Annotated in this window: 29 protein-coding genes; 21 read left to right on the top strand and 8 right to left on the bottom strand. The window is 38.5% G+C overall.

Features of this window, described 5'->3' with window-relative positions; translation table 11 throughout:
- Nucleotides 1–35: 35 nt before the first annotated feature.
- Nucleotides 36–344, bottom strand: a complete 309-nt coding sequence (locus MHI35_RS08955) for a DUF4870 domain-containing protein (protein ID WP_058015632.1) — start codon at nucleotides 342–344, stop codon at nucleotides 36–38.
- A gap of 364 nt (nucleotides 345–708) precedes the next feature.
- Between MHI35_RS08955 and MHI35_RS08950 the strand changes: the two genes are divergently transcribed.
- From MHI35_RS08950 to MHI35_RS08920, 7 genes are all read left to right on the top strand, one after another.
- Nucleotides 709–1,551, top strand: a complete 843-nt coding sequence (locus MHI35_RS08950) for a PRD domain-containing protein (RefSeq protein ID WP_012010142.1) — start codon at nucleotides 709–711, stop codon at nucleotides 1,549–1,551.
- Nucleotides 1,552–1,670: 119 nt separating this feature from the next.
- Nucleotides 1,671–3,563 (top strand): beta-glucoside-specific PTS transporter subunit IIABC, encoded by a 1,893-nt coding sequence (locus tag MHI35_RS08945; protein WP_211063973.1) that lies wholly within the window; start codon nucleotides 1,671–1,673, stop codon nucleotides 3,561–3,563.
- 14 nt (nucleotides 3,564–3,577) lie between these two features.
- The gene (locus MHI35_RS08940) at nucleotides 3,578–5,053 is read left to right on the top strand and encodes a glycoside hydrolase family 1 protein (RefSeq protein WP_144522619.1); all 1,476 of its coding nucleotides are present in this window, start codon (nucleotides 3,578–3,580) and stop codon (nucleotides 5,051–5,053) included.
- Between the two features lie 226 nt (nucleotides 5,054–5,279).
- Entirely contained in the window at nucleotides 5,280–5,678 is a 399-nt protein-coding gene (locus MHI35_RS08935; protein WP_012010139.1) for a MerR family transcriptional regulator, read from the top strand.
- A gap of 30 nt (nucleotides 5,679–5,708) precedes the next feature.
- On the top strand, nucleotides 5,709–6,635 hold the full coding sequence (locus MHI35_RS08930; RefSeq protein WP_335349381.1) for an alpha/beta hydrolase: 927 nt from the start codon (nucleotides 5,709–5,711) through the stop codon (nucleotides 6,633–6,635).
- A 198-nt stretch (nucleotides 6,636–6,833) separates the two neighbouring features.
- The gene (locus MHI35_RS08925; RefSeq protein WP_335349380.1) at nucleotides 6,834–7,106 is read left to right on the top strand and encodes a DUF2651 family protein; all 273 of its coding nucleotides are present in this window, start codon (nucleotides 6,834–6,836) and stop codon (nucleotides 7,104–7,106) included.
- Between the two features lie 119 nt (nucleotides 7,107–7,225).
- Nucleotides 7,226–7,648 (top strand): cytidine deaminase, encoded by a 423-nt coding sequence (locus tag MHI35_RS08920; RefSeq protein WP_335349379.1) that lies wholly within the window; start codon nucleotides 7,226–7,228, stop codon nucleotides 7,646–7,648.
- Between the two features lie 43 nt (nucleotides 7,649–7,691).
- Here the strand turns inward: MHI35_RS08920 and MHI35_RS08915 are convergent, their stop codons facing one another.
- On the bottom strand, nucleotides 7,692–8,459 hold the full coding sequence (locus MHI35_RS08915) for a pentapeptide repeat-containing protein (RefSeq protein ID WP_335349378.1): 768 nt from the start codon (nucleotides 8,457–8,459) through the stop codon (nucleotides 7,692–7,694).
- A 151-nt stretch (nucleotides 8,460–8,610) separates the two neighbouring features.
- Between MHI35_RS08915 and MHI35_RS08910 the strand changes: the two genes are divergently transcribed.
- On the top strand, nucleotides 8,611–9,756 hold the full coding sequence (locus MHI35_RS08910; RefSeq protein WP_335349377.1) for an alpha/beta hydrolase: 1,146 nt from the start codon (nucleotides 8,611–8,613) through the stop codon (nucleotides 9,754–9,756).
- 107 nt (nucleotides 9,757–9,863) lie between these two features.
- Here MHI35_RS08910 and MHI35_RS08905 read toward each other — a convergent pair whose 3' ends face one another.
- Nucleotides 9,864–10,763 (bottom strand): LysR family transcriptional regulator, encoded by a 900-nt coding sequence (locus MHI35_RS08905; RefSeq protein WP_211063978.1) that lies wholly within the window; start codon nucleotides 10,761–10,763, stop codon nucleotides 9,864–9,866.
- A 100-nt stretch (nucleotides 10,764–10,863) separates the two neighbouring features.
- Between MHI35_RS08905 and MHI35_RS08900 the strand changes: the two genes are divergently transcribed.
- The gene (locus tag MHI35_RS08900; RefSeq protein WP_211063979.1) at nucleotides 10,864–11,817 is read left to right on the top strand and encodes a carbon-nitrogen hydrolase family protein; all 954 of its coding nucleotides are present in this window, start codon (nucleotides 10,864–10,866) and stop codon (nucleotides 11,815–11,817) included.
- Nucleotides 11,818–11,860: 43 nt separating this feature from the next.
- On the opposite strand, the gene MHI35_RS08895 is transcribed toward MHI35_RS08900, so the two are convergent.
- Genes MHI35_RS08895 through MHI35_RS08885 form a run of 3 tightly spaced genes read right to left on the bottom strand, consistent with a single transcriptional unit; the run spans nucleotide 11,861 to nucleotide 13,711 of the window.
- Nucleotides 11,861–12,178 (bottom strand): monooxygenase, encoded by a 318-nt coding sequence (locus MHI35_RS08895; protein ID WP_211063980.1) that lies wholly within the window; start codon nucleotides 12,176–12,178, stop codon nucleotides 11,861–11,863.
- A gap of 11 nt (nucleotides 12,179–12,189) precedes the next feature.
- Nucleotides 12,190–13,116, bottom strand: coding sequence for a DsbA family protein (locus MHI35_RS08890; protein WP_211063981.1), 927 nt, complete (start codon nucleotides 13,114–13,116; stop codon nucleotides 12,190–12,192).
- A gap of 34 nt (nucleotides 13,117–13,150) precedes the next feature.
- Nucleotides 13,151–13,711 (bottom strand): NADPH-dependent FMN reductase, encoded by a 561-nt coding sequence (locus tag MHI35_RS08885; RefSeq protein WP_211063982.1) that lies wholly within the window; start codon nucleotides 13,709–13,711, stop codon nucleotides 13,151–13,153.
- A 179-nt stretch (nucleotides 13,712–13,890) separates the two neighbouring features.
- On the opposite strand from MHI35_RS08885, the gene MHI35_RS08880 reads away from it, so the two are divergent.
- The 3 genes from MHI35_RS08880 (at nucleotide 13,891) to MHI35_RS08870 (ending at nucleotide 15,451) form a co-directional block, all read left to right on the top strand.
- Complete coding sequence (locus MHI35_RS08880; protein ID WP_211063983.1) at nucleotides 13,891–14,460, top strand: TetR/AcrR family transcriptional regulator; 570 nt, start codon at nucleotides 13,891–13,893, stop codon at nucleotides 14,458–14,460.
- A gap of 72 nt (nucleotides 14,461–14,532) precedes the next feature.
- Nucleotides 14,533–14,958, top strand: a complete 426-nt coding sequence (locus MHI35_RS08875) for a MarR family winged helix-turn-helix transcriptional regulator (protein ID WP_211063984.1) — start codon at nucleotides 14,533–14,535, stop codon at nucleotides 14,956–14,958.
- 145 nt (nucleotides 14,959–15,103) lie between these two features.
- Entirely contained in the window at nucleotides 15,104–15,451 is a 348-nt protein-coding gene (locus tag MHI35_RS08870) for a DoxX family protein (RefSeq protein WP_211063985.1), read from the top strand.
- A gap of 71 nt (nucleotides 15,452–15,522) precedes the next feature.
- Here the strand turns inward: MHI35_RS08870 and MHI35_RS08865 are convergent, their stop codons facing one another.
- Nucleotides 15,523–15,711, bottom strand: coding sequence for a hypothetical protein (locus MHI35_RS08865; protein ID WP_211063986.1), 189 nt, complete (start codon nucleotides 15,709–15,711; stop codon nucleotides 15,523–15,525).
- 218 nt (nucleotides 15,712–15,929) lie between these two features.
- Between MHI35_RS08865 and MHI35_RS08860 the strand changes: the two genes are divergently transcribed.
- The 6 genes from MHI35_RS08860 (at nucleotide 15,930) to MHI35_RS08835 (ending at nucleotide 20,723) form a co-directional block, all read left to right on the top strand.
- A complete protein-coding gene (locus MHI35_RS08860) occupies nucleotides 15,930–17,099 on the top strand; it encodes an FAD-dependent oxidoreductase (RefSeq protein ID WP_211063987.1) in 1,170 nt (389 codons plus the stop codon).
- A 42-nt stretch (nucleotides 17,100–17,141) separates the two neighbouring features.
- Entirely contained in the window at nucleotides 17,142–17,822 is a 681-nt protein-coding gene (locus MHI35_RS08855; protein ID WP_211063988.1) for a TetR/AcrR family transcriptional regulator, read from the top strand.
- A gap of 139 nt (nucleotides 17,823–17,961) precedes the next feature.
- The gene (locus MHI35_RS08850; protein ID WP_211063989.1) at nucleotides 17,962–18,612 is read left to right on the top strand and encodes a helix-turn-helix transcriptional regulator; all 651 of its coding nucleotides are present in this window, start codon (nucleotides 17,962–17,964) and stop codon (nucleotides 18,610–18,612) included.
- An 11-nt stretch (nucleotides 18,613–18,623) separates the two neighbouring features.
- Entirely contained in the window at nucleotides 18,624–18,998 is a 375-nt protein-coding gene (locus tag MHI35_RS08845; RefSeq protein WP_211063990.1) for a RidA family protein, read from the top strand.
- Between the two features lie 72 nt (nucleotides 18,999–19,070).
- Nucleotides 19,071–20,174: a threonine synthase gene (locus MHI35_RS08840; RefSeq protein WP_211063991.1), complete on the top strand. Its 1,104-nt coding sequence runs from the start codon at nucleotides 19,071–19,073 to the stop codon at nucleotides 20,172–20,174.
- 222 nt (nucleotides 20,175–20,396) lie between these two features.
- Complete coding sequence (locus tag MHI35_RS08835; protein ID WP_249407430.1) at nucleotides 20,397–20,723, top strand: hypothetical protein; 327 nt, start codon at nucleotides 20,397–20,399, stop codon at nucleotides 20,721–20,723.
- Nucleotides 20,724–20,967: 244 nt separating this feature from the next.
- On the opposite strand, the gene MHI35_RS08830 is transcribed toward MHI35_RS08835, so the two are convergent.
- Complete coding sequence (locus MHI35_RS08830; RefSeq protein ID WP_335349376.1) at nucleotides 20,968–21,537, bottom strand: sugar O-acetyltransferase; 570 nt, start codon at nucleotides 21,535–21,537, stop codon at nucleotides 20,968–20,970.
- Nucleotides 21,538–21,743: 206 nt separating this feature from the next.
- Between MHI35_RS08830 and MHI35_RS08825 the strand changes: the two genes are divergently transcribed.
- The 3 genes from MHI35_RS08825 to MHI35_RS08815 all read left to right on the top strand — a co-directional run bounded on the left by MHI35_RS08825 (nucleotide 21,744) and on the right by MHI35_RS08815 (nucleotide 23,621).
- Entirely contained in the window at nucleotides 21,744–22,922 is a 1,179-nt protein-coding gene (locus MHI35_RS08825) for an MFS transporter (protein WP_211063993.1), read from the top strand.
- Nucleotides 22,923–23,116: 194 nt separating this feature from the next.
- Entirely contained in the window at nucleotides 23,117–23,452 is a 336-nt protein-coding gene (locus tag MHI35_RS08820) for a hypothetical protein (protein WP_003210975.1), read from the top strand.
- A gap of 43 nt (nucleotides 23,453–23,495) precedes the next feature.
- On the top strand, nucleotides 23,496–23,621 hold the full coding sequence (locus MHI35_RS08815) for a hypothetical protein (RefSeq protein WP_008343787.1): 126 nt from the start codon (nucleotides 23,496–23,498) through the stop codon (nucleotides 23,619–23,621).
- Nucleotides 23,622–23,626 lie beyond the last annotated feature (5 nt).

Below are 23,626 nucleotides of genomic sequence, written 5' to 3'. Positions count from 1 at the left end.
GTTCTGCTCAATGACAGAACCGTTTTTTCCATCTATTATTCTGAAAACACTTTAATACCTTTCACAATGTTCCAAATGAAGAAGTAGATCGCCACAAGGAATGTCACAGCATACGTAGCAATTAAGAACGGACCAGCATGACTGATATCGTTCATGCCAAGTAAACCTGATCCGGCAATTCCAATACCGAAAATCAAATAAGGAATAACATGCGTCCATAGTGACTTCTTCGCATGATATTTCACTTCATCCTTTCCTAAGAAGTAAACGATAATCGGAAACAGAAACGGTGCAAAAAAGATACTGAAGTAACATAATGAAGACAAGATTTTATTTTCTCTCAAAACTTTTCACCTCTATGATGGATTTAGAAGAGAGGACCATTTGACTCATCCCTCACTTCCTTACAAACCCATTGTACAACCTCAACCTTAACTTGTATTAATCCGAACCTTACAACAACCTTAAATGTAGAATGATCCATGCAAGATAAAATCATTATAGGTATTTCAATCTATTTCTCCAGAAAAAATAGTTGACTTTGATCATTCCTCTGTTTAAAATAAAGACGTAACCGATGCAGGAGTGTTACTGATATGATCAGGCACCACCAAGTCAGGTAAACAGTTTGTACATTTGTACGTTGTTTGCTGAGATTTTGGTGTTTTTTTATGCTTTTTTTAGCATTTTAGGTAAGGTGGGATGAGGATGTTCACCGTCGTTAAAGTTTTAAATAATAATATCGTATTAGCTCTAACAGAGGCTCAAAATGAAGTTGTTGTGTTTGGAACAGGAATAGGTTTTAAAAAGAAGAAAGGTGATACACTTGATGAGAGCGCTATCAGTAAGACATTTTATTCTGATCAGACGTCTCCATTAGAATCTCAACTTACCGCTATCCCAACTGATATCCTTTTATTAACTGAAAAAATCATTCGCGTGGGCGAAGAGATGTTGAATAAGAAGTTAGGTTCCAGCGTGCTCTTTTCGCTATCCGATCATCTTACCTTTGCTATTCAAAGGCACGAAGAAAAAATAGCGTATGAAAATCCCATTGTGTGGGAGATTCCACATCTCTATTTTCAAGAATATCAAATCGGGAAAAAAGCACTGACAATTATTCAAAAGATGATGGGCATTTCTTTTGAAGATACTGAAGCTTCACTCATTGCCCTGCATTTTGTAAATGCTCAAATAGATGGTCAGTCTATGGGAGACACCATTAAGATGACTCACCTCACGAAAGAAATCGTCAAAATCATTCAAAATATTTTCGAGATGATATTAGATAAATCATCCATTAATTATTCGAGGTTTATCACACATTTGAGATATTTTATTGTCAGGCAGGAAACCAATCAACCACCACAGCAGATGGATGACTCGTTAAAAGAATTAATACAGGATCGTTATATGAAGAGTTATGCCTGCGGATTGATTATCAAAGAAATGTTAAAACGAGAATTCAATTGGAATGTGACAGAAGACGAGCTTGTTTTTTTAGTCATCCATATTGAAAGAATTACAAAGGAACACCAAAAAAATAAATGATTTCTTTTAGGCGTGTTATGAAAAAGCATTAACCTAAACAAATCTCCATGAAGAAGAATGATCTTTTCTAATGGTGGATTTTGTTTAGGTTTTTTTTGTGAAAATGAAGGGGTGAAGACATGGAAAACAAAGAATTGGCTCAAGAAATTGTGAAATTAATCGGTGGAACCGAAAATATATCTCAAAGTTGGCATTGTATCACAAGGCTAAGATTTAATCTCAATAATGAAAGCAAGGTAAAAGTGGATGAGTTGAAAACATTAGATGGTGTCTTAGGTGCACAATTCCAAAGTGGACAATTTCAAGTCATTATTGGAGCAAAGGTAGCAGAGGTCTATGAGGAAATCGATCATCTAGTCGGTCATAGTAGCAATGATTCTACTCCTGTTAAAAACACGTCAAAGATGAATCCAATCGAAATCGTATTTGATGTAATCAGCGGGATTTTCACACCTATTTTACCAGCGATTGTTGGTAGTGGATTGATCAAAGGAATCATGGCACTGTTTGTTAGCTTAGGTTGGTTGACGGAGACAAGCTCTACTTATCAAGTACTTCAAATCTTTTCAAATGCTGTGTTTTACTTTTTACCTTTCCTCATTGCTTATTCGGCAGCGAAGAAGTTTAAAACGCGAGAATCTCTTGCGCTCGCATTAGCAGGAATTTTACTATATCCAGCGATGATCGAAGGTGCAGCAAAAGGAGCAGATCCGCTAAGTTTTTTAGGGTTAAGTATTCCATTAAATAATTACACATCTTCTGTATTACCAATTATTTTAGGTGTGCTATTACTAAGTTTTGTCGATAAGTGGATAACAAAAGTGATCCCAAAATCCTTAAGCATCGTATTTACTCCAGTATTGAGCCTGATGATCACGGCTCCTCTTACACTGGCTTTTATCGCTCCTATTGGAAACGTTTCCGGGCAGTATTTAGAAATCTTTTTCACTTCTTTGTTCAATTTCGCTGGTCCGGTTGCCGGTTTATTAATGGGAGGATTGATGCCACTCATTGTGTTAACTGGGATGCATTACGCATTTTTCCCAAGCACGTTAGCCAGCTTTGAAAAACTGGGTTACGATATCATGCTGCTTCCGATGAATTTCATTGCGAATATGGCACAAGCAGGCGCTGTGTTAGGTGTCATTATCCGTACCAAACGGGTAGAAACAAGGTCTTTAGCGCTTTCAACATTGCTTCCTAGTTTCTTCGGTATCACAGAGCCAGCCATTTATGGAGTCACGCTTAGACTAAAAAAACCTTTTTATGCTTCATTAATAGGCGGCGCAGTTGGTGGATGTTTTTACGGTTTATTTTCAGTTAAAACGACAGCCTTTTCGATTCCAGGCATCACCTCACTGCCCACTTACATGATGAAAGGGACGAATAATTTCCAGCTAGCTCTGATTGGAATCGCATTGAGCTTCATCGTGTCACTTCTCGTCACCATTTTCCTTGGATTTAAGGAGTCTGTTACAGCCGTTAACGAGCAAGCAGCAGAAAATCCAAATCACGCTGCGGGTACAGAGAATCAACAATTAACTAAGCAAACAAGCCCATTCGAAGTTCAAGCACCTATGAGCGGAAAGGTCATTCCTTTATCTGAAGTGAATGATTCCGTGTTCTCAAGTGAAATGATGGGAAAGGGAGTCGCAATTTTGCCTGATAAGGGGGTGGTACAAGCACCGTTCTCAGGAAAAGTAGTGACTGTTACGCCTACTAAACATGCCATCGGACTCGTTTCAGATGATGGGATTGAATTATTGATTCACGTGGGGATTGATACCGTCAGCCTAAACGGCCAATTCTTTGATGTACTCGTAAAAGAGGGCGATGAGATCAAAACCGGGGATCATTTATTATCGTTTGATATAGAAGGAATTCAATCAAACCATTTAGATGTAGTGACACCTATTATCGTCACAAATTCTACGCAATACCTTGATGTGATTCATACAGGTGACGCTCATGTCACCGCAGGTCAAAATAAGCTCTTAATGCTTATTCACTAATATAAAGAGAAGGGATGATTGAAATGAAAGAATTAAAAAAAGGATTTTCAGATAATTTCTTATGGGGTGGCGCAACTGCAGCCAATCAAATAGAGGGCGCATACTTAGAAGGTGGCAAGGGCCTGTCGACATCAGACTTTGCTGCATATAAAGATCCTTATGAAAAAGGAAAAGTGAACAACTTTACTTTCGATGTTAGTTCAGCTGAATTAAAAAGATACAAGGAACAACCTGATGAATTTGATTTCCCAAAAAGACGCGGAATCGATTTTTACCATCGATATGAAGAGGATATTGCACTATTTGCAGAGATGGGCTTTAAAGTGTTTCGCTTGTCTATTTCATGGGCAAGAATCTTTCCAACTGGTTTAGAAGACAAGCCAAACGAAGAAGGATTGGCTTTTTACGATAAAGTATTTGATGAATGTGCGAAATATGGAATTGAACCATTAGTCACGATGTCTCACTATGAAATGCCGATTACTTTAACAGAGAAATATAATGGCTGGATGAGTAGAGAGCTTGTCCCGTTGTTTGAAAAATATGCCCGCGCCATTTTAGAAAGATATAAAGATAAAGTGAAGTATTGGATTACATTCAATGAAATGAATATGAACCTCAACAGCCTTTACACTGGTGCTGGAATTTTAGAGGACCTAGTAGACCATAAATTACAGGCTGCGTATCAAGCATCACATCACCAATTTATCGCTAGTGCTCTCACAGTGAAGGCTGCAAAAGAAATCATTCCAAATGTCCAAATTGGCTGTATGATTAACCAAATTGAAGCCTATGCAAAAACAACGAAGCCAGAGGACCAGCTGCAAGCGGTAAAATCGAACCAATTGAATATGTTCTATCCGGATGTTCAAGCTAGAGGTGAATATCCAACATACATGGTGAAATATTTTGCTGACAACGATATAAAACTCGATATTGAAGAGCAAGATGAAGAAATTTTGAAAGAGGGCATCGTTGATTTTGTGGCGATCAGCTATTATATGTCCCACGTAGCAGAAGCGCGAGAAGATGCGGCCGAGCTAGCGGGTACATTTGATAGTCCAATCAAAAATGAGCATTTGGAGTTATCACAATGGGATTGGCCAATTGATCCGATGGGTCTGCGCATTTCATTAATTAAACTGTATGACAGATACCAAAAACCTTTATTTGTTTGTGAAAACGGACTTGGGGCAAGAGATACATTGACATCAGACGGAGAAATACACGACGATTATCGAATTGATTATTTAAAACAACATATTGAACAGATGAAAGAAGCAGTCAAAGAAGGTGTCGACTTAATGGGGTATACGCCTTGGGGTTGCATTGACTTAATTAGCTGCGGAACATCTCAAATGAGTAAACGCTATGGTTTGATCTATGTAGATCAAGACGATAGAGGGAATGGTACATTGGATCGTTATCGAAAAGATTCCTTCTACTGGTACAAAAATGTGATTGCAACAAATGGAGAAGATTTATCATAATCTAGAATGAATGATGAAAACATCATTGCGCCCGCCTTTATTTGACGGGCGCGATGGTGTTTTATTTGTTTAACGAAAAGCATGTCATATCTAGCACTATGGATCTTTTCGCCCCACTAATCTGATAGCAAAAGCTGGCCAAAAAATGTTTCACCTTGACCTTGAAGTATAGTTCAACCTTTATAATGTACATATAGTAAGACAAAAAAATAAAAAAGGAGTAACGATGGAGTTGATGACTAGAGGAGAACTTGCCAAAAAAACAGGAGTAAGTCCTGCCGCAATTCGTTACTATGAAGAGCACAACATATTGCCTGCTCCAAGACGACGTTCAAACGGTTACAGATTCTATACAGAAGACTATGTTGTGAAGATTCAATTGATCAAAGATGCAAAAACGCTGGGTTATTCATTAAAGGAAATAGCTGAAATTATGAACATGCTAAGTCAAGACATAGACCTTGATACCCTAAGGGAAATTGTCCATCTTAAACATGAAGAAATTGAAAAGAAAATTAAAAGCCTTCGTCTCATTCAAGACCTTTTATCTAACTTATTAAAAACCCCTGAAACAAAAGTACACGTCTACCTGGAATCATTTCGTGTACCAAATCAGGATGATTAATCATCATATTGAGTGTTAGGAGAGAAAAAAATGAGTGTAGAAATTTATCATGGTGAGCGTTCTAAAGAAAGTATTCAATTTGAAACATTATTCGCTTCGCAAAGTAATAAAGAGAGTTTTTCTAGTATCGAACATACAAAAAAATTTCTTGAGCAAAAAGGAATTGAAAATACGCAGCCTTATGCCATTGGGGATGATGTGAAGTTAATCAGTGAGGTACAAGAGCAGACATTCGAAGGAATGCAAGTGTTCACATTGAATGAACAAGCATCACAAAATCAAAAAGTCATTCTCTATCTGCATGGTGGCGCGTGGACAAATCAGCCTTTAAATGTCCATTGGTGGTTCATGGATAAAATGGGGCAATCACTCGGTGCGAAAGTGGTCGCTCCTATCTACCCAAAAGTGCCTCATTATAGCTACAAGGATACGTATCCGAAAATTCTCAACCTATATAAAGACCTTCTGAAAACCGCCGGAAGTGCCAATCAATTGACGATCATGGGAGATTCAGCTGGTGGAAATATCTCACTTGGTCTGGCGCACCTTTTAAAGAAGGAAGATCTGCCGCAGCCGAAGGATATTATTTTATTATCTGCATGTGTTGACATGAGCTTAAGCAATCCTCTCATGTTTGAATATGCAAAGAAGGACCCGATTCTAGGTCATGAAGGAATGGAAGTCATTGCAAAGATTTGGACAGCTGATCAACATCTAACTGACCCATTAATCAGTCCCATATTCGGAGACTTCAAAGGACTTGCGAAGATTACTCATTTCATTGGAACACATGATATGTTATATCCAGATGCCATAAAGCTCGATGAAAAACTAACAGAACAAGGAATAGACATCAAAACCTTTATTTATCCTGAATTGCTGCATGTGTTTGTTGTCATGCCCATTCCTGAGGCACAAGATGCCGCGGAGAAAATCATTCAAGTGATCAATCGTTAGGGATTCGGTTCACACCCAAAAGGCTGCTTACTTGAAAGCAGTCTTTTTAAATACAATCACAATATCAATTCATAACAGATTAAACTTTCCTTAAATTCCAATTTATGTTTACAAGGAGCATCTTTCCCATTAACATGAAGATTGTTCGCTTTATCATTGGAATGAAACAAATGGGTAGTTAGTAAAGGAGAGTGAATAATGATGATGTCTTTTCTTCAACCTATGGCTCTGATCTTATTTACATTGCCTTTGTTATTTTTAATATGGGGGATTGTAGGCTATATCCTCTTTAAGCGGGTCTACATCGTTCTAATGATCACCTTTGCAGCTTCAACTATTTTTATCTTTGCCTATACGGGGTTTGATATGTCGAATATGTATTGGGTCATTACGATGACCTTTCTATGCATGTGTACCTCTGTCATCACAAAAATCATCCACTATATGATTCATCGCTATAAAAAAAGATAAGAAGATGATGATATGTGCAAACATAAATTTTTTGTTGCCATTCATTTCATCTCACGCAACAGTTCATCACCTCATGTTTGGTATAATACATACGAGTAGTGAGATGAAAGGGGAACGTGATGAAAACTTTTGATCTATCACAAGAAGATGTAAAATTAATAGACGAAGCAAAAAAGAAGATTATCAGTCTTTATGAAGATGATAAACACCATGTAGGGGCAGCGATCCGTATGAAAACAGGAGAAATCGTATCAGCTGTCCATATAGAAGCCTATATCGGACGGGTAACTGTTTGTGCAGAAGCTATTGCGATTGGTAGCGCTTTATCGAATGGATATAAGGATTTTGATACCATTGTTGCAGTGAGACACCCTTATTCAGATGAAGAAGATAGAAGTATGAGGGTAGTAAGCCCTTGCGGCATCTGCCGAGAGCTCATTTCAGACTTTGGACCAGCATGTTTTGTCATCCTTGAGATCGATGGGGAGCTGGTCAAGGTGAAAATCGAAGAACTCATTCCGCTCAAATATACTCGAAGCTGATGTACCACATAAAGATAAAGTAGAAAAAGAGATGTAGCAAGCGCTAAATGTGACCCTTGCTACATCCAAGATGACTGAAAAATCGCTCCACAAAAGCAGCCCCATGTATTTTCTTCACATATTTCGTGTTAAAAATATACTGTTCCATTTGTTCAAGCTTGCGCAGACTGCGCACTAGTATTTTACGATCATCGTCAGAAAGAGTAGGATCATCATCTAGCTTCTCCAAGGTCTTTTTCACACGTGCAGATACATTTTCAACATATAGATGGTTTTTGGATGCTGGCGGAATACATGCCGACAGGTCACAGTCTATAAAACGAACACCGTCAAGGTTGCAGTTTTTAAAATCGGCGATTAGCTTTTGTTTGCCCTTTCCCTCAAACGTTATATCTATTAGCTTACCAGCAAAGGTACAATTGACGATGTTCGCTACCTGTAAAACGCGGTCATTGAATCTACATTTAGAGAAAGTACAATCAATAAACGTAGCATTCTCCAATGTCATTCCTCTCATATCGCAGGAAGAAAATACGCAATTGGTGAAGACTGCTTCGTTTTTGCCGATGCCCACAGAGCGCATGTCGGAACGAATAAAAGTACAATGATCAATCGTACTACCGGCAAAAAATCTTGCATTCGTGAGATCACACGTATCAAATACAAGATGATCCAGGTGACAGCTCCAAAAAATAGGAGAACGAACATTTGAGTTGATGATCGTCGTTCTGCTGATTGTTTCGTTTTCATACCTAGCAACATCAGGAAATGTTTCGTTGTCTATTGGTATACCAGACTCAAGTCTTCTCATCGCTATCACCCTATCACTTCTTTAGAATTTTTCACAATCATGACATTTCATTTCTCTTAGCGCTTGTCTTTGACTCAAAATTATATCACAAAACGATACTCACCAAGCAAAGACCTGATATCCATTTTCATGATGAAAGGGGCATAAAAGAATGAAAAGGTATGACACATTTCCAGAACCAGTCGGTAGCTATATAGCAGGTCGAACCCAGATGGATTTTGAATATACAGCATCAGATCACTCGAAAAGAGAACTGACCGCATTTATGTACTATCCATCTGATAGCAGTGAAGGGAAGACTCCATCCACATACATGTTTCCTGAAGTCTACGAATTGCTTCATGACCAGCCGCTCGTCACTGAGTATATGAAGGAAATAAACTTCTTCTCTATTGATATCAAAACGCATTGTTACGACGACCTGGCTCTTTCCCAGAAGGAAGAGCGCTATCCAGTGGTATTCTATATTTGCGGCGGAGGTGGTTCACCAGAATGGGGGACAGCCATCTGTACAGACATGGCAAGCAAGGGGTATGTTGTCGTGAGTATCGGCCATCAGGATAGCACCATGTACAAACGGAAAGATGGGAAGCTGTTGAATGTATCAAAGGATTTTTCGGATGTCATTATGGCGTTTTCTGAAGATCCAGAGATGATGACGCTGGCAGGTAAGATGAAATTGCGACCTAACGATGAAACAGCTATTGAGATGTGCCGCAACGTCCTTTCCTTGCCAATCATTAACGAGTTAACAAGATATAGTGAACGTCAGGCAGAAGATGTAATGTACGTAGCCGATCAACTTCACAAACTAAACTCTGGAGAATGGAAGTCCATTTTTCATGACAGACTGCTGCTCGGCACCGGCATGGGCATCGCTGGACATTCTTATGGCGGACCTACAGCGGCTTTTGTTTGCCGGGATGACGACCGGTTTGTCTGCGGGGTTGGCTTAGATAGTGGTGCATTCGGCCTTCTCGACAGCGACCTCAATAAACCCTTTTTGCTCCTGTTTACTGAACCGAATTATGATATGAATGCGATCATTGGTGCTAACAACAGCACGGAAACCTATTATTTCACTGTTGATGGTGCTGCACATTTAGATTACTGTGACATCGTGTTTACAGGTGTAGATGAGGAACTTAGAGGCACAAGGGATGCATTAGAGATGCATCATCTTGTGACGGACTACACGAAGACGTTTTTTGATCATTACATCCTGCAAAAGGCTGTACGTGTAGAAAGCCTGTCATATGAAGGTGTAAACTTAATCAAGAAAACCAGCAACAAGTGAGTTAACGGGGAAGCTGCTAATAGTAGCCTTTTAAAGAATCAGCCTAAAATTTTGAATATCACAGTTCTTCAATACACTGGGTGCTAATTATTTGGAAGTAGGAAATATCATGATTTCACTTCACTACTTATAGCATATATATCCGTCACGTTTTTCAAAAAAGCTTTCAAAGCCCATGTTTTATATCGATCTTTTTTCACGACAATCCCAATTTTCCAAGCGATATATTGACTGCTAATTGGTTTTACACAAATCTCTTCTTGATACATTTCAGTTAAAGGACTTGGAATGATGGCCACTCCTAATTCATCACGAACTAATGTCATTAACAAATCCCATTGTGTCGTGCTATAGGCGATTTTGGGAACAAAATGTTCCTTCTGACAGCTTTCCAAAATCACTTGACTTAAAGCAAATGAAGAATCAAACAATATCCAGTCATCCTCTTTCAGCTGTTCGAGTGAAAGTTGTTGTTCATCTTTTAAAGCATGATTGTTTGGTAAACAAGCCACAAATGGTGCTTCAAAAATGAGTTGTTCTTCTAACGCATGACTTTGTGCAGGTATGACAACAAAGGCAGCATCTACTTCGCCTTTCTCAACAAGTTTTTCTACATGTAAGCCACCTTCTTCGACGATTTCAAGAGTCACATCTGGATATTTTCCAGTAAAAACTTTTGCCACTTTTGAAAAGAAAAAGGTTCCAATCACTTGCGGCAGTCCGATCTTTAAATGTCCACGAACATGCTTATCAGTATCTTCAAGCTCAATTTGAAGCTCATTCATTTGCTGAAGCACCGTCACCGCTTTTTCATACACAAGCTGTCCCTCATCAGTTAACCTAAAAATGCGATTAGATCGATCAAAAAGAATGACACCTAGTTTCTTCTCTAATTTTTGAATGGTTTTAGATAGGGAAGGCTGTGCGATAAAAAGCTTTTCACTTGCTCTTGAAAAACTCCCACATTCCGCAATTGTTTTAAATATTTCAAAGTCTCGTATGTTCATTTTACCCTCCCATTATTCCAACAAGGAATACTCATTATGATGATGATATATTGTACATTATAAACGTTTATTTTTACACTTAGGTAAAGGAGGAGTTAAAATGTCACCATGTAAAGTTGCTGTTATTCAAGCTGCGTCTGTCATTATGGATAGAGAAGCAAGTACTGAAAAAGCCATTTCGTTAACACGCCAAGCCGGAGAAAAAGGCGCCAATATTGTCGTATTTCCTGAAGCTTTTATCCCTGCTTATCCAAGAGGACTATCTTTTGGCGCCACAGTAGGCAGCCGCTCTCAAGAAGGCAGAAAAGACTGGCTTCGTTACTTAGAAAATTCGGTCCCTGTTCCTAGTGAAACGACAGAACGGTTAGGGGAAGCAGCACGTAAGGCTGGAGTCTACCTCGTCATCGGGGTCATTGAAAGAGATCATGAGTTCAGTCATGGCACTTTATATTGTTCCGTATTATTTTTTGGACCAGATGGATCCTTACTTGGAAAACACCGTAAATTAAAGCCGACAGGTTCTGAACGACTCATATGGGGAGAGGGGGATGGTAGCACATTACCGGTTTTCGATACACCTTATGGCAGAATAGGTGCTTTAATTTGCTGGGAAAACTACATGCCATTAGCTAGAACAGCCATGTATGCAAAAGGCGTCCAAATCTATATTGCCCCTACGGCAGATTCCCGGGAGCTCTGGCAATCGACGATTCGTCATATTGCAGCAGAAGGCAGATGTTTTGTTCTATCCTGTAACCAATATGTGAATAAAGAAATGTATCCTAAAGATTTAGCCTGCTATGATGAATTAGCATCTTCTCCTGATGAAATGTGCCGAGGTGGAAGTGCCATTGTCGGTCCTTTAGGAGAATATATAAAAGAGCCTGTTTACGGAAAAGAAGAGCTCCTATTAGCAGAGCTTGATTTACGCGATATTTCATCTAGTCAATTTGACTTCGATGTTGTCGGTCATTATTCAAGACCTGATATATTCCAACTCATTGTCAATGAAGAGAAAAGAGACAATGTAAAATGGATCAATCCATCATCTTAATAAATAAAAAAGAGCAGCCAACAACCGCTCTTTTTTTCGTGTATTAATCTTTATGTGTTTTGAATGGACCTTTTGTAATATGAGTCAGCTCAGAGTTTATATCAAAGATTTTTGCATTGATGTCTGTTATGCCAAAGCTCGTGATTCTTTTAGAATGCATATCGAGATATATTTCAGCTGCTTCTTTTGTTTCGAATAAATAGATCCCGCCACCCTCATTTTTCTCAGGATTCTCCGTCCATATCTTCCATATGAACCCGTCCTCTTCATGAATACTTCTTGCTAAATCAGAAAACTCTTTTGCCATTTCATCTCCAAAAGGGCCATTCATTTTAAAATCCACTTGTAATACGTAAGCCATCGCCGTTCTCCTTATGTTGAAGTTGTGAAATACTGTTCTCCTAGCACTTCTTTCATTTGGAACGATTCTTGTGAAAGTTCTTTCTCCATAAAAGGCTGCACATCCGATTGGTCAACATCGTACATTACTTCAATCTCTTTAGAAAATAGACATTTTTCTTTTTCGAGTAAGGCAGAAACCGACGGGAGTTTCTTCGGTTGAAGCTCTTCAGTGTTTAAAGCTTGCTTTAATCCATCTACATAGACGTCTAATGGTCGACCGCCCGTGATTTTAACTCCTTTATTTTCTTCGTTGACGAAGATGATGGTCGGAAAACCTCTTGCACCGAGGTCTCGAACAAGAGCAAAATCTTGATTTAATAAGTCTTGTCCGCTTGGGAGCTCCGCTTCATGTAAAATCACATCTCCGTTCAGTCCAAGGTTGTTAACGATATCAATCAAAACCGCGATATCCGATATATTTTGATTGAATGCAAATAGCGCTTCTCTTGCACGGCGTAAAAACGTATAGGCTCGTTCATCACCATGATGTTTTTGAATCACTTTGAACACACGAGAGGATGGGTAAGAGGATTGAACAGGATTGTCAATCATTAACGACCCATCAATTGGCATGCGAGAATGTTCTCCGACTTCTCTCCAGTGACCCGCAACATCAGCAGGCTTATAAATTCCGTTTGCTGGGTCTATTGGACCGTCATGCCATTTCTCTAGCAGTCCACCAAGCACAGTCTGGAAATGAAAATAATTTCCGTATTGCTCTTTAAAACGACGCAAGACCGGTTCAATTGCCCAGCAATGAGAACAAATCGGATCTGTTACATAGTAGAGTGTAATGGTTTTTTTAGGTTGGTGAAAGTCAATGACTTGGATATCTTCCTCTTCACCTACACCGCATACACCAGTTTCTACATCACAAAACATGTCATTGTTTTTCAAGTTATTTCCTCTTTTCTATTTTTCTATTTAAGTATTAATGTCTGATGGTTTTTAAAGCTGTAGACCAAGATACGACTTCAAACAGCATCGTATCAACCGTTTGCTCATGAAATACTGCTGGTTTAAAGGTTGTCATATGTTCAAAGTCAGTAAAAAGACTTAGTCCAGGTTGAGTACGAACTGTTGCAACAGCCGGAACAGATAAAATTAACCGTAAGTTATTTGCTGCTGTTACACCTAGAGAAGAACCATAGCTGACAATTCCAGCTGCCTTGTTGTTCCATTCAGTATATAAGTAATCAATAGCATCTTTCAGTCCAGCTGTGACCGCTTTGTTGTATTCAGGCGTGACAAAGATAAACCCATCAAGCTCACTCACTTTTTTTGACCATGCATGCGCTTCAGGTGTTTGATAATCCTTTGACATGAGGGCAGGTGCTGGTTCGTTGTAGCGAGGCAGCTCATAATCCTTAATATCAACGATCTCAAAAGTAGCATCCGTTCGTTTATCTGCGATGGATTTTACCCATTCCGCAACTTGAATATTAACTCTTGAATCTCTTGTACTACCAGTGATAATCCCAATTTTAATCATGATATTTCCTCCTCAATTATTAGGAATACTTGTTTCCTGATCCGTTGTTTGAATCAAACCATCATTTGCTTTACAATTGAATCTTAAGACAGAATGAGTGAGATCAACACCAATAATTTCTTCAATTTGTTGTTTATCCAACAGATTGAAGCATGTGTTTAAAAAGAAGGGGGAAGAAGATGACGCAGCCAAAGACAGATCCGCGCGTATTAAGAACACGCAAATTAATAATGGAGTCATTTATCAAGCTTTCATCAAAAAAGGAATTTAAGGATATTACGGTAAAAGATGTGACAGCAGAAGCCATGATTAACCGAGCGACATTTTATTATCATTTTGAGGATAAATACGATTTATTAGATAAAACACTCTCAGAAGTATTGTCGATTAATTTAGAAAGTATCAATTTTAATAATAGTAAACTAGATGAAGATACAATGTTGAAGATTTTTAAAGCGCTGGCGAATTTTCAACAGTCTCTGCATAATCGCTGCCAAGTAGAATATGAAACTGAACTTGCTCCAATTGTTCGAGAACAGCTTGAAATTATTTTTTATCAATTGTTAGTGAATCAATATATAAATGTTGAAAAGCAAGTGTTGAAGGTCACGGCTGTTTTTTTAAGCTGGGGAATTCACGGAGCTTCTGTTGAGTGGAGAAGGAATAGTTCGCACATATCTGCAGAAGAATTTATCAAATCAGCATTGCCATATATCATGTCAGGTATTGATTTTAAGCATAACAGGTAGACAATTTGACAATGTTTCACCGCTCCACTAATATAAATGCTATAGCATATAAAATGGTGAGAGGGTGTTTACATGAAGTTACATGATTTAATAGGTTATCTCGTTCATCGCACTGATGTGAAAATGACGAATTATTTTACGAATAGGTTAAAGCCGTACGGAGTTACACCAGAACAGTGGAGTATTATTAGTATTCTTAGCAGTGAAAAAGGCTCAACTCAAAAAGAATTGGCAGAGGGCATTGATAAAAATCAAACCACTGTCGTCAGAATGATCCAGTCAATGGAACGAAAAGGACTTGTCAAAAAAATCTTTAATGAACAAGACCGGCGCTCGCATCACTTGTTTTTAACAGAAAAAGGGGACGAGATCAAAAAGGCGATTCTTCCTGTCGTCATGGATGCACACCGAACTGTGACAAATCAATTAAGCGATGAAGAGATTCAACAATTAAAATTACTTTTAAACAAATTATTTCATTCAGACTATCCATCTTGATAAATCTGTAAGGTAGGAACATCCTCTATTTTTGTACAATATATGCTATGACATATAAATTTCATCCATTCCGTGTCGAAATGAGATTTTATCAAGATGACTCCAGAAAACTGTGTTTCTTTCTGGTCAAATAACTTAGAAAGATGTGATCATTATTTTCATTCTGATTCTACAAATTGTATTGGGCGTTTTCTTTTTCCTCACAGGAACGAAAATCATATCTGGAAAAATGGCAGAAGAGTTCAAACGATTTGGTTTACCTGCATTTTTCAATATTTTAACGGGGGCTCTTGAGCTAATAGGCGCTGCTGGAATGCTCGCCGGCATTTGGATGCCAATATTAGCATTATTATCAGGCTTATTGTTAGGAGGCACGATGCTGGCAGCTGCATTTACTCTGATCGTATTGGCCAGAGATCCCTTTAAAAAAGCAATTCCTGCACTTGTTTTATTCGCTCTTAGTATTGGGGTCAGCCTATACCACTTTCTTTAAATTCATATCAAGGTAAGTCACAAACCTAAACAAATCTCCATTGGTCCAATGATGGATGTTGTTTAGGTTTTTTAGCGATTGAATCGCCTTCGAAGAACTAAGCAGGAGACAGCAAATACTACGAAAGCGCCCGCTGATCCAGCAGCAAACATCAGCTCAGTGTGTTCTGGTTTGACTTTGAATAACAAAGGGATAGAAAGAATAAGCGCGGCACCACTAAACCCCAATCCTAATATCAACATGGCCAATAATTTATTCATAGAAACACCTCTTACACTTAGAGTTAGAACAATGTAAACCTTTAACCTTCCTAGATGAAGTGTATCATATGATGGCGGGCGATTGGTTTCTTATCACGAAAACACAATCGTGAACCAAACGATTTTAACGAACACTGTTCTTTACGAACGATGTTCGTTATAATATAAATGAGATGTCGTTTTAAACGATTACCATAAAGGGAGAGGAGATGCATACGATGACGTCATTATCTAAGGATCAAAAGCAAATCGCTATCATTGGAGGAGGACCTGGGGGACTAACACTCGCTTTAATTCTGCAAAATTACGGTATACAAACAACCATCTATGAACGGGAAATGCATGACAAGAGCCTTGAACGAGGGGGCTCGCTGGATATTCATGAAGAAACAGGTCAAAAAGCCTTAAAAGAAGCAGGAGTTTATGAAAAATTTCAAAGGAATGCCCGCTATGAAGAAGAAGATTTCCGATTACTTGATAAATCAGGAAGAATTTATGTAGATGAAGAAACGGAATTAGATCAAAAAGGCACTCGCCCAGAAATTGATCGTGGTGTGTTATGTGATCTACTGTTAGATCAAATTGATGCTAAAAATATCAAATATGGTTATAAACTAGAAAGATGCGTTTCATTAGAAAACGGCATGACGGAGCTTCATTTTGAAAACGGAGTCGTCGAGACAGTTGACCTTTTGATTGGGGCTGATGGTGCTTTTTCTCGTGTGCGTCCTCTGTTAACAGATATTGATATTGAATACTCAGGTCTCACGATGCTGGAATTGAATGTCTTAAGCGTAGAGGAGAATTACCCTGATTTAGCTGAATTTAATAAACGTGGTAAGATGTTTGCTTTAGCAGACCACAAAGGACTAATTGGACAGTTAAACGGTGATGGACGAATCAAAGTGTATGCAAGCCTAATGGTAGAACGCAACTGGATCGAGACTTGTGGTATACCGTTTCATCAAGCGAAAGAAGCAAAAGAACAATTATTAACGTTATTTAGTGATTGGGATGATCAGCTGAAAAATTATATTCGTTATGCAGAAGATTCCATCATTCCAAGACGGATTTATACGCTTCCGGTCGGTTTTAAATGGAATCGTCATAAAGGGGTAACGCTTATCGGTGATGCAGCTCATGTCATGTCACCATTCGCAGGAGAGGGTGTAAACATGGCGATGTTTGATGCAAGGGAGCTCGCACTTGCTATTATCCGACATCTTCATGATACTGAAAAGGCCATTGAAGAATACGAAGACAAGATGTACGAATATTCATCGGAGAAAGCTCGTGAATCGGAAAAAAGTTTAAAACTGTGTTTTTCAAAAGATGCTGTGGTCAAGCTTGCAGAAATGATGAATTCTTTTCAAGAAAACGGTGATTGATGCTCAATTTACTATTTGACTTTGACATGTTATAAAGAGAGTATGAACAATTCAAATCGTCGTATTATAAGTCGCCGGTCTCGGCCGGCTAAAGAGCCCTTAAGCCGTGAGCTCATTGTGAAAACGGCATATGACCTTCTTAAGGAGCATGGGATAGAGGGCATGAGTATGCGTAAGGTGGCTAAAGCCTTGGATACGGGACCTGCTTCCTTGTATGTCTACGTGAACAATTTTCAAGAACTCAGTGCTTACGTATTGGATTATGGTCTCGGCCAAATGGTTTATCCAGATTCAGCGGATCGCACATGGAAAGAACAGTTATTTGACATATTGCATACTTATTTCCTACTGCTATTCGAGAAACCTGGTCTTGCTGAAATTTCTCTTTCCACCATTCCTCAAGGAACGAACTTTCTACAGTTGACCGAACATCTTCTCGCTGCATTGCATGAAGGCGGGATCAAATCTACATCCGCTGCATGGGGAGTAGACCTATTGCTGTTATACGTATCTTCGGTAGCATACGAAAAGGTCTCTTGGAAAAAATATGACTCTTCGCAGGTTTCAGACACAAAAAAAGCATTTCATGATGCAGACAAAACGCGTTTTCCTTTCATTCATCTTGTAAAAGAAGAAATGTTTGCAGGTGATCCCGTTTCAATGGAACGATTCCGATGGGGAATTGACGTCATTTTGTATGGAATCCAGCAAAAAGACAAATAGAAAGGAGCACAAGTAAAAGGCAGTCAATGGCTGCTTTTTTTATATGGTAATTTTCACAACATATAAATAAATCTATATATTGTTTTTATATATAAAAAATTATATAATCTAGTGGAATAAAAAAATGAGGTGCTTAGGCATGGAACATATTAAAAAGTTATTAGAGAGTTATATTCCTTTAGCAAAATCTACTGCAAAAATGTTTGGACCAAATTGTGAAGTGGTGATACATGATTTAACGAACCCTCAAGCATCTGTCATGTTTACAGTAAATAACCATGTGACAGGAAGAGAAATTGGTCAATCATTTGATCATCTAGTCAAGACTGTATTACAATCAGAAGATTTTAAAGAAGATTATCTGGCTGGTTATACATTTGTAACAGAAGACAAGCGTACGATTCGTTCTTCGACTTCATTAATACGTGATTCAAAGCAAAAAGTGATTGGCGCTTTTTGTATTAATTTTGATATTGAAGCCCTAAATCAAATGCAGCAATTTATGGACACTTTTCTTTCTACACAAGTGGAAGCTCAAGAGAAAGAAACAACATCAAATGATGATCTTGAAAATGTGGAAGAAATAGTAGATCAATTGATTCAACAAATCATTCAAAACAGTGTTCATCCAGTCATGAAACGTCATGAGAAAATTGAACTAATTAAATTTATGGATGAAAAGGGCATCTTTCTAATGAAAGGATCTGTAGAGAAGGTCGCATCTATGTTAGGCATTTCCAAAGTTACTGTCTATAGCTATTTGGATGAAATCAAAAATAAATCAAGGTAAGGAGTGTCAACATGGAAAGCATACGCGAGGTAGGAAATCTAAAATCAAACGGGCACTATGCATTCGCAACCATTCATCAAAACACAGTCTATGTTTCGGGACAATTTGCCATCAACCCCGAAACGACAGAAAAAGAGTTCGGTCCCATTGAAGAAGAGACGTTACTAGCGCTTAAGAATGTAGAGATGATTGTAGAGGCTGCGGGAAGTAAAAAAGAGAAGATTTTGCGCATGACATTATACATTTCGGATATTCATTTATGGGACAAAGTCGATGCTGTTTATACGGAATTTTTCGGTGAACATAAACCAGCGCGTACGATTGTTCCAACGAATGAATTACATTTTGGTTTTAAAATTGAAATGGATGCCATTGCATATATTTAAGATATTTTTTTGCCTACTCTATATAAAAAATTATATTTCATATAAAAAAATATTCAAAGGGGTAGATGATTGATGAATCAATTAATTTGTCACCATTGCGGGAAAAAATATGAGATGACACCAACTCTATGGAAATGTGATTGTGATGGCGTATTAAATCTAGTGAAAGATACTCCGAAAATAGACGTCGCAGCTTGGAATCACTATCCAAACTCCTTATGGCGTTATGTTGAAACCATGCCATTTCCAAAAGGTTCCAACACTTGGGAAACGGTCACAATGGGGGAGGGTCAATCCCCTATAATCGTACTAGATCCTCATGAGCCAAACACTTATGTAAAAGTTGATTTTATGATGCCGACATTATCCTTTAAAGACCGAGGAGCCGCTGTATTGATGACACATGCAAAAGAATTAGGGGTATCAAAGGTGATTGCTGATAGTAGTGGGAATGCAGGAACGGCAATTGCAGCTTATGCATCACGTTGTGGTATCGCCTGTGACATCTATCTAAGCGATAACACTTCACCCAAAAAAGTCGCTCAAATAAAAGCCCATGGAGCAACGATTAAAGAAATTCACGGGACGCGAGAGGACATTGCTGCTGCGGCCCAAAAGGCAGTAGACAATGAAAACGTTTTTTATGCAAGTCATGTCTATAACCCCTATTTTTTTGAAGGCACTAAAACATACGCCTATGAAATCTATGAGCAACTAAATGGAGCACCTGATGCTTTAATCATTCCGGTTGGAAACGGTACTCTCCTACTTGGAGCATATTATGGTTTTAAAGAGTTATTTGAAAATGGTCTCATTCATCAAATACCGAAAATTGTTGCTATACAAGCGAAAAACTGTGCACCCCTTGTAAAAGCGTATCAAAATGAAGAGGAATCAGCAGCACCTGTCACGAATAAAGGGACCTTAGCAGAAGGGATCGCCATTGCTTCTCCAGCACGCTCCAAACAAATTTTAGAAGCTGTACAAGATACCAATGGTACGTTTATTGAGATTGAAGAAGATGAAATTCTCAATGCACGTTCTAAACTAAGTGAGAAAGGATTTTATGTCGAAGTGACATCTGCCGTCAATTTGGCTGGCTACATGAAATATCAAAAGAAACCAGAAGAAACCATTGTCATACCTCTTTGTGGTGCAGGGATAAAATCAAAATAACCTGAGAGAAAAATCACGCAGAACGCTCTCTATCTGGCAGAAGGAATGGAGTTAGCGCATCAACAAAATGAGCCAATGGGATTGTTATAAGATGAGAAGAAAGCTACTTTAGAAAGCATGTTTAAACCGTAGTAGCTTTCTTTCCAGTCTACCTAATGATTTTTCATTTGTTCCTCTCCCCAATAACATATCTCATCTAATACAGGTTTAAGTTCTTTTAGTGTGTTGGTTCATGTTTTAAAAGAAATCGTTCCTAGCATACGTTTCAAGCTAATTTCCTATTTTAAAAAAACAACCGTTATTTCAACTTCTACAACAGATAAAGATTATATAGAACCTGAAGCTGGAAATGCGATTCAAAGCGTTTTTATTAACAGAACGCTTGCTGACTTGGGAATTAAAAATGAATACATCAAATGGATTCATTTTTCTAGAGTGAACCTAACAACAGATGAAAAGAGAAATATATTTTTAAAAGAAAAACTCAAGATTTTGGCGTCAGCAGCTAGATTGGGCTTTATTTCAAAAACTTCTATGGAGGAGAGGTAGAGGTTTTGAAATTTAAACTAGCTATAGTTGATTCAAGTCAGTGTACACACATTTACAGTACGAAGAAAGAGGGAGAGCAGAAAAAACGCTATACAGCAAAACGTCACATTGCTCCTGTATATTTTCATTTATTAGTTTACATAATATATATTCTAGGAAGTTAAACGATGAAAGCATTTCTTTTGTCTCAATTCTAAGTATACTTATCTTATTGAGACAAAAAAGGGAAATCAAAATCCTTCGCTTATTCGCCAGATTTTGATTCATCCAGATACTTTATGATTTTCGCAGGATTTCCGCCAACCACGACATTTGCTGGAACACTTTTTGTCACAACGGCACCAGATGCTATGACAGCATTGTCGCCAATCGTGACACCTGGATTAATAATAGCGCCACCGCCAATCCATACGTGGTTTCCAACGGTGACTGGTTTACCAAATTCAATGCCTTTTGCACGTTCTATTGGATCAAGCGGATGACCAGCCGTATAAATATGTACATTCGGTCCTAATAAACAATGATGTCCAATGGCAATTTTGCATACGTCTAAAAACACCGCATCAAAATTCGCAAAAAAATGCTCGCCAATTTCGATATTGTATCCGTAATCGCACTGTAGTCTTCCTTCAAAAACGACATCATCGCCGCAAGCACCTAATAATTCCTTTAAAATGGATGTTCTTTTTTCTGGCTGATTGGTTTGCTGATATGAAAATGTCAATTGTCTCGCTCTTTCTCGATCTGCGATCAAGGTTTCGTCACTAGATACATAATGTTCCCCTTGAATCATTTTTTCCTTCTCACTTTTCATCTTCATCCTCTCCTCCCCTTCTATTTATCCTGATATATCCCCTTTATGTTTATTTTACCTCATCAGAATAATTGTAAAAGTATGATTTCTTTTATCTAATATTTACCCCTGTTCCTGCCCCAAGTTATTTACGAATCGCCCTGTCTCATTTATAATCGAGTAGATTTGTTTAGGAACAGATACATCTTTAAATGTGAGGGGTTTACATGGAATTAAAGTGGTATAAAGCCATCATCATCATTTTCACGATGTCTGGTATCTCCATTTCTACATGGTTTTCACGGACACCAGAAGTGAGAGATTTATTACAAGCCAATACAGGAACGATGGGCCTCATCCTGCTCGGCTTATCCGTTGGTTCAATTGTTGGACTTGTTCTTTCAAATGTATTTGTTCGAAAAAAAGGCGGACGAGTGGCGATTGTCATTAGTGCTTTTTTGATGTTTCTTGGGTTCACCACTCTTGCTGTTGGTTCGACCCTCTCTTCTATCTTTGTCGTCACAGCCGGGCTATTTCTTTTTGGAGCAGGTTCAGGTATGTGCAATGTGGCGATGAACCTAGAAGGGACAGAAATTGAATACAGGATTAAGAAAACCATTTTGCCTATATTGCACGCTTCCTTTAGCATTGGTACTTTAATTGGAGCAGGAGCTGGCATTCTTTTTATCCATCTAGGGATCTCTGTGTTGAATCACTTACTTGTCATTGCCCTTCTTTTCTTTCTCAGCATCTTCATTTGTACCCGGTTTATTCCGCACGGGACTGGAATGGATCAGCATGAGAAGCACCCGCAGTCAGGTACAATAGATGATACTCAAACGCCGTGGCTGAATAAACGAACGATCTCTCTTGCCATGATCGCCTTATGTCTTGCGTTTGTCGAAGGATCTGCCAACGATTGGATTCCACTTGCAATGGTGGATGGATACCAGGTTTCACATTCCATGAGTACAGTCATCTATGCATTATTTTTATGCGGGATGATTAGCGGTAGATTAATTAGCGGACGTTTGATCGACCGTTTCGGCAGGGTGTTATTGCTAAGAGTTGCGATTGTATCAGCTGCTGCTGGACTATTATTGGTCATTTTAAAGATTTCACTTGTGGTATGTATGATATCGATCTTTTTATGGGGACTTGGCGCTTCTTTAGGCTTCCCGCTAACCATTTCTGCAGCCGGTGATGATAGCCGGTACGCCGTGAAACGCGTCAGCATTGTGACCTTATCAGGTTACACCGCCTCTCTTTCTGGTCCGCCTATATTAGGGCTGCTTGCCAATCAAGTTGGACTGCTTCATGCCTTTATTTTTGTTTTATTCGCCATATGTATTGCGGGAATCTTTACAAAAGCTGTCGCAAAACCGCTTGCATCACAAGTTCACTAAAAGTGTCTGATCCTCGATCATGGCACTTTTTTTAAATTTAAAAAATAAAATTGAAACCTTTCATGAAGTGAAACAGTCCTATAAATGTCCTGATGTTTATCGCTTTTTTAAAGAGGGAAAGTAAAAAAATAAGACTTTTCAAATAACAGAAAACGTGGTAAGATCATGAAAATAAACAGGAAGGGGTGAGATAAATGAAAAAAAATATGCTGCTAAAATTAGCTGTCTTATTCATAGCACTCGCAAGTTTTCATTTGTTCTCAATGCCTCATTCCGTTCAGGTATACCATCATGCAAAGGTGGTTGCCGATCAAGAATCACATGAGATGAAAATCGCTCAGACTATGGGCGATGAAAAGAAACAAAAACATGTGAGCGCAGTATTTGCCGCATTTACAGTACTGCTGATGATTGGCAGTATGACAGCTGGATTTGCACGCATCACTCATACTGATCAATATGACCGGAAAAAGAAGCATTTACTTGCAGTATTCTATCAATCTTCTTATTTCCGACTATCTCGTGTTTAACCCAACCATTTAAATCAAAACAAAAATTGGGAGGTTTTACACGATGTTATTTTTCTTAAGAGTATTCATTCTAGGTCTATTCTCTGTCACTTCACTTTCTCTTTTCGTCTACCAAGGAATTGAAGTAGTGCACGCCATTACAAGCATGTTTGGCAACCACGAGAGCTAAGACCT

Origin of the sequence: Bacillus sp. FSL K6-3459, assembly GCF_038003305.1 — a bacterium.
Lineage (GTDB): Bacteria > Bacillota > Bacilli > Bacillales > Bacillaceae > Bacillus > Bacillus pumilus_O.
Note: the sequence above shows the minus strand (reverse complement) of the source record. Positions and strands in the feature narration are given on the sequence as shown.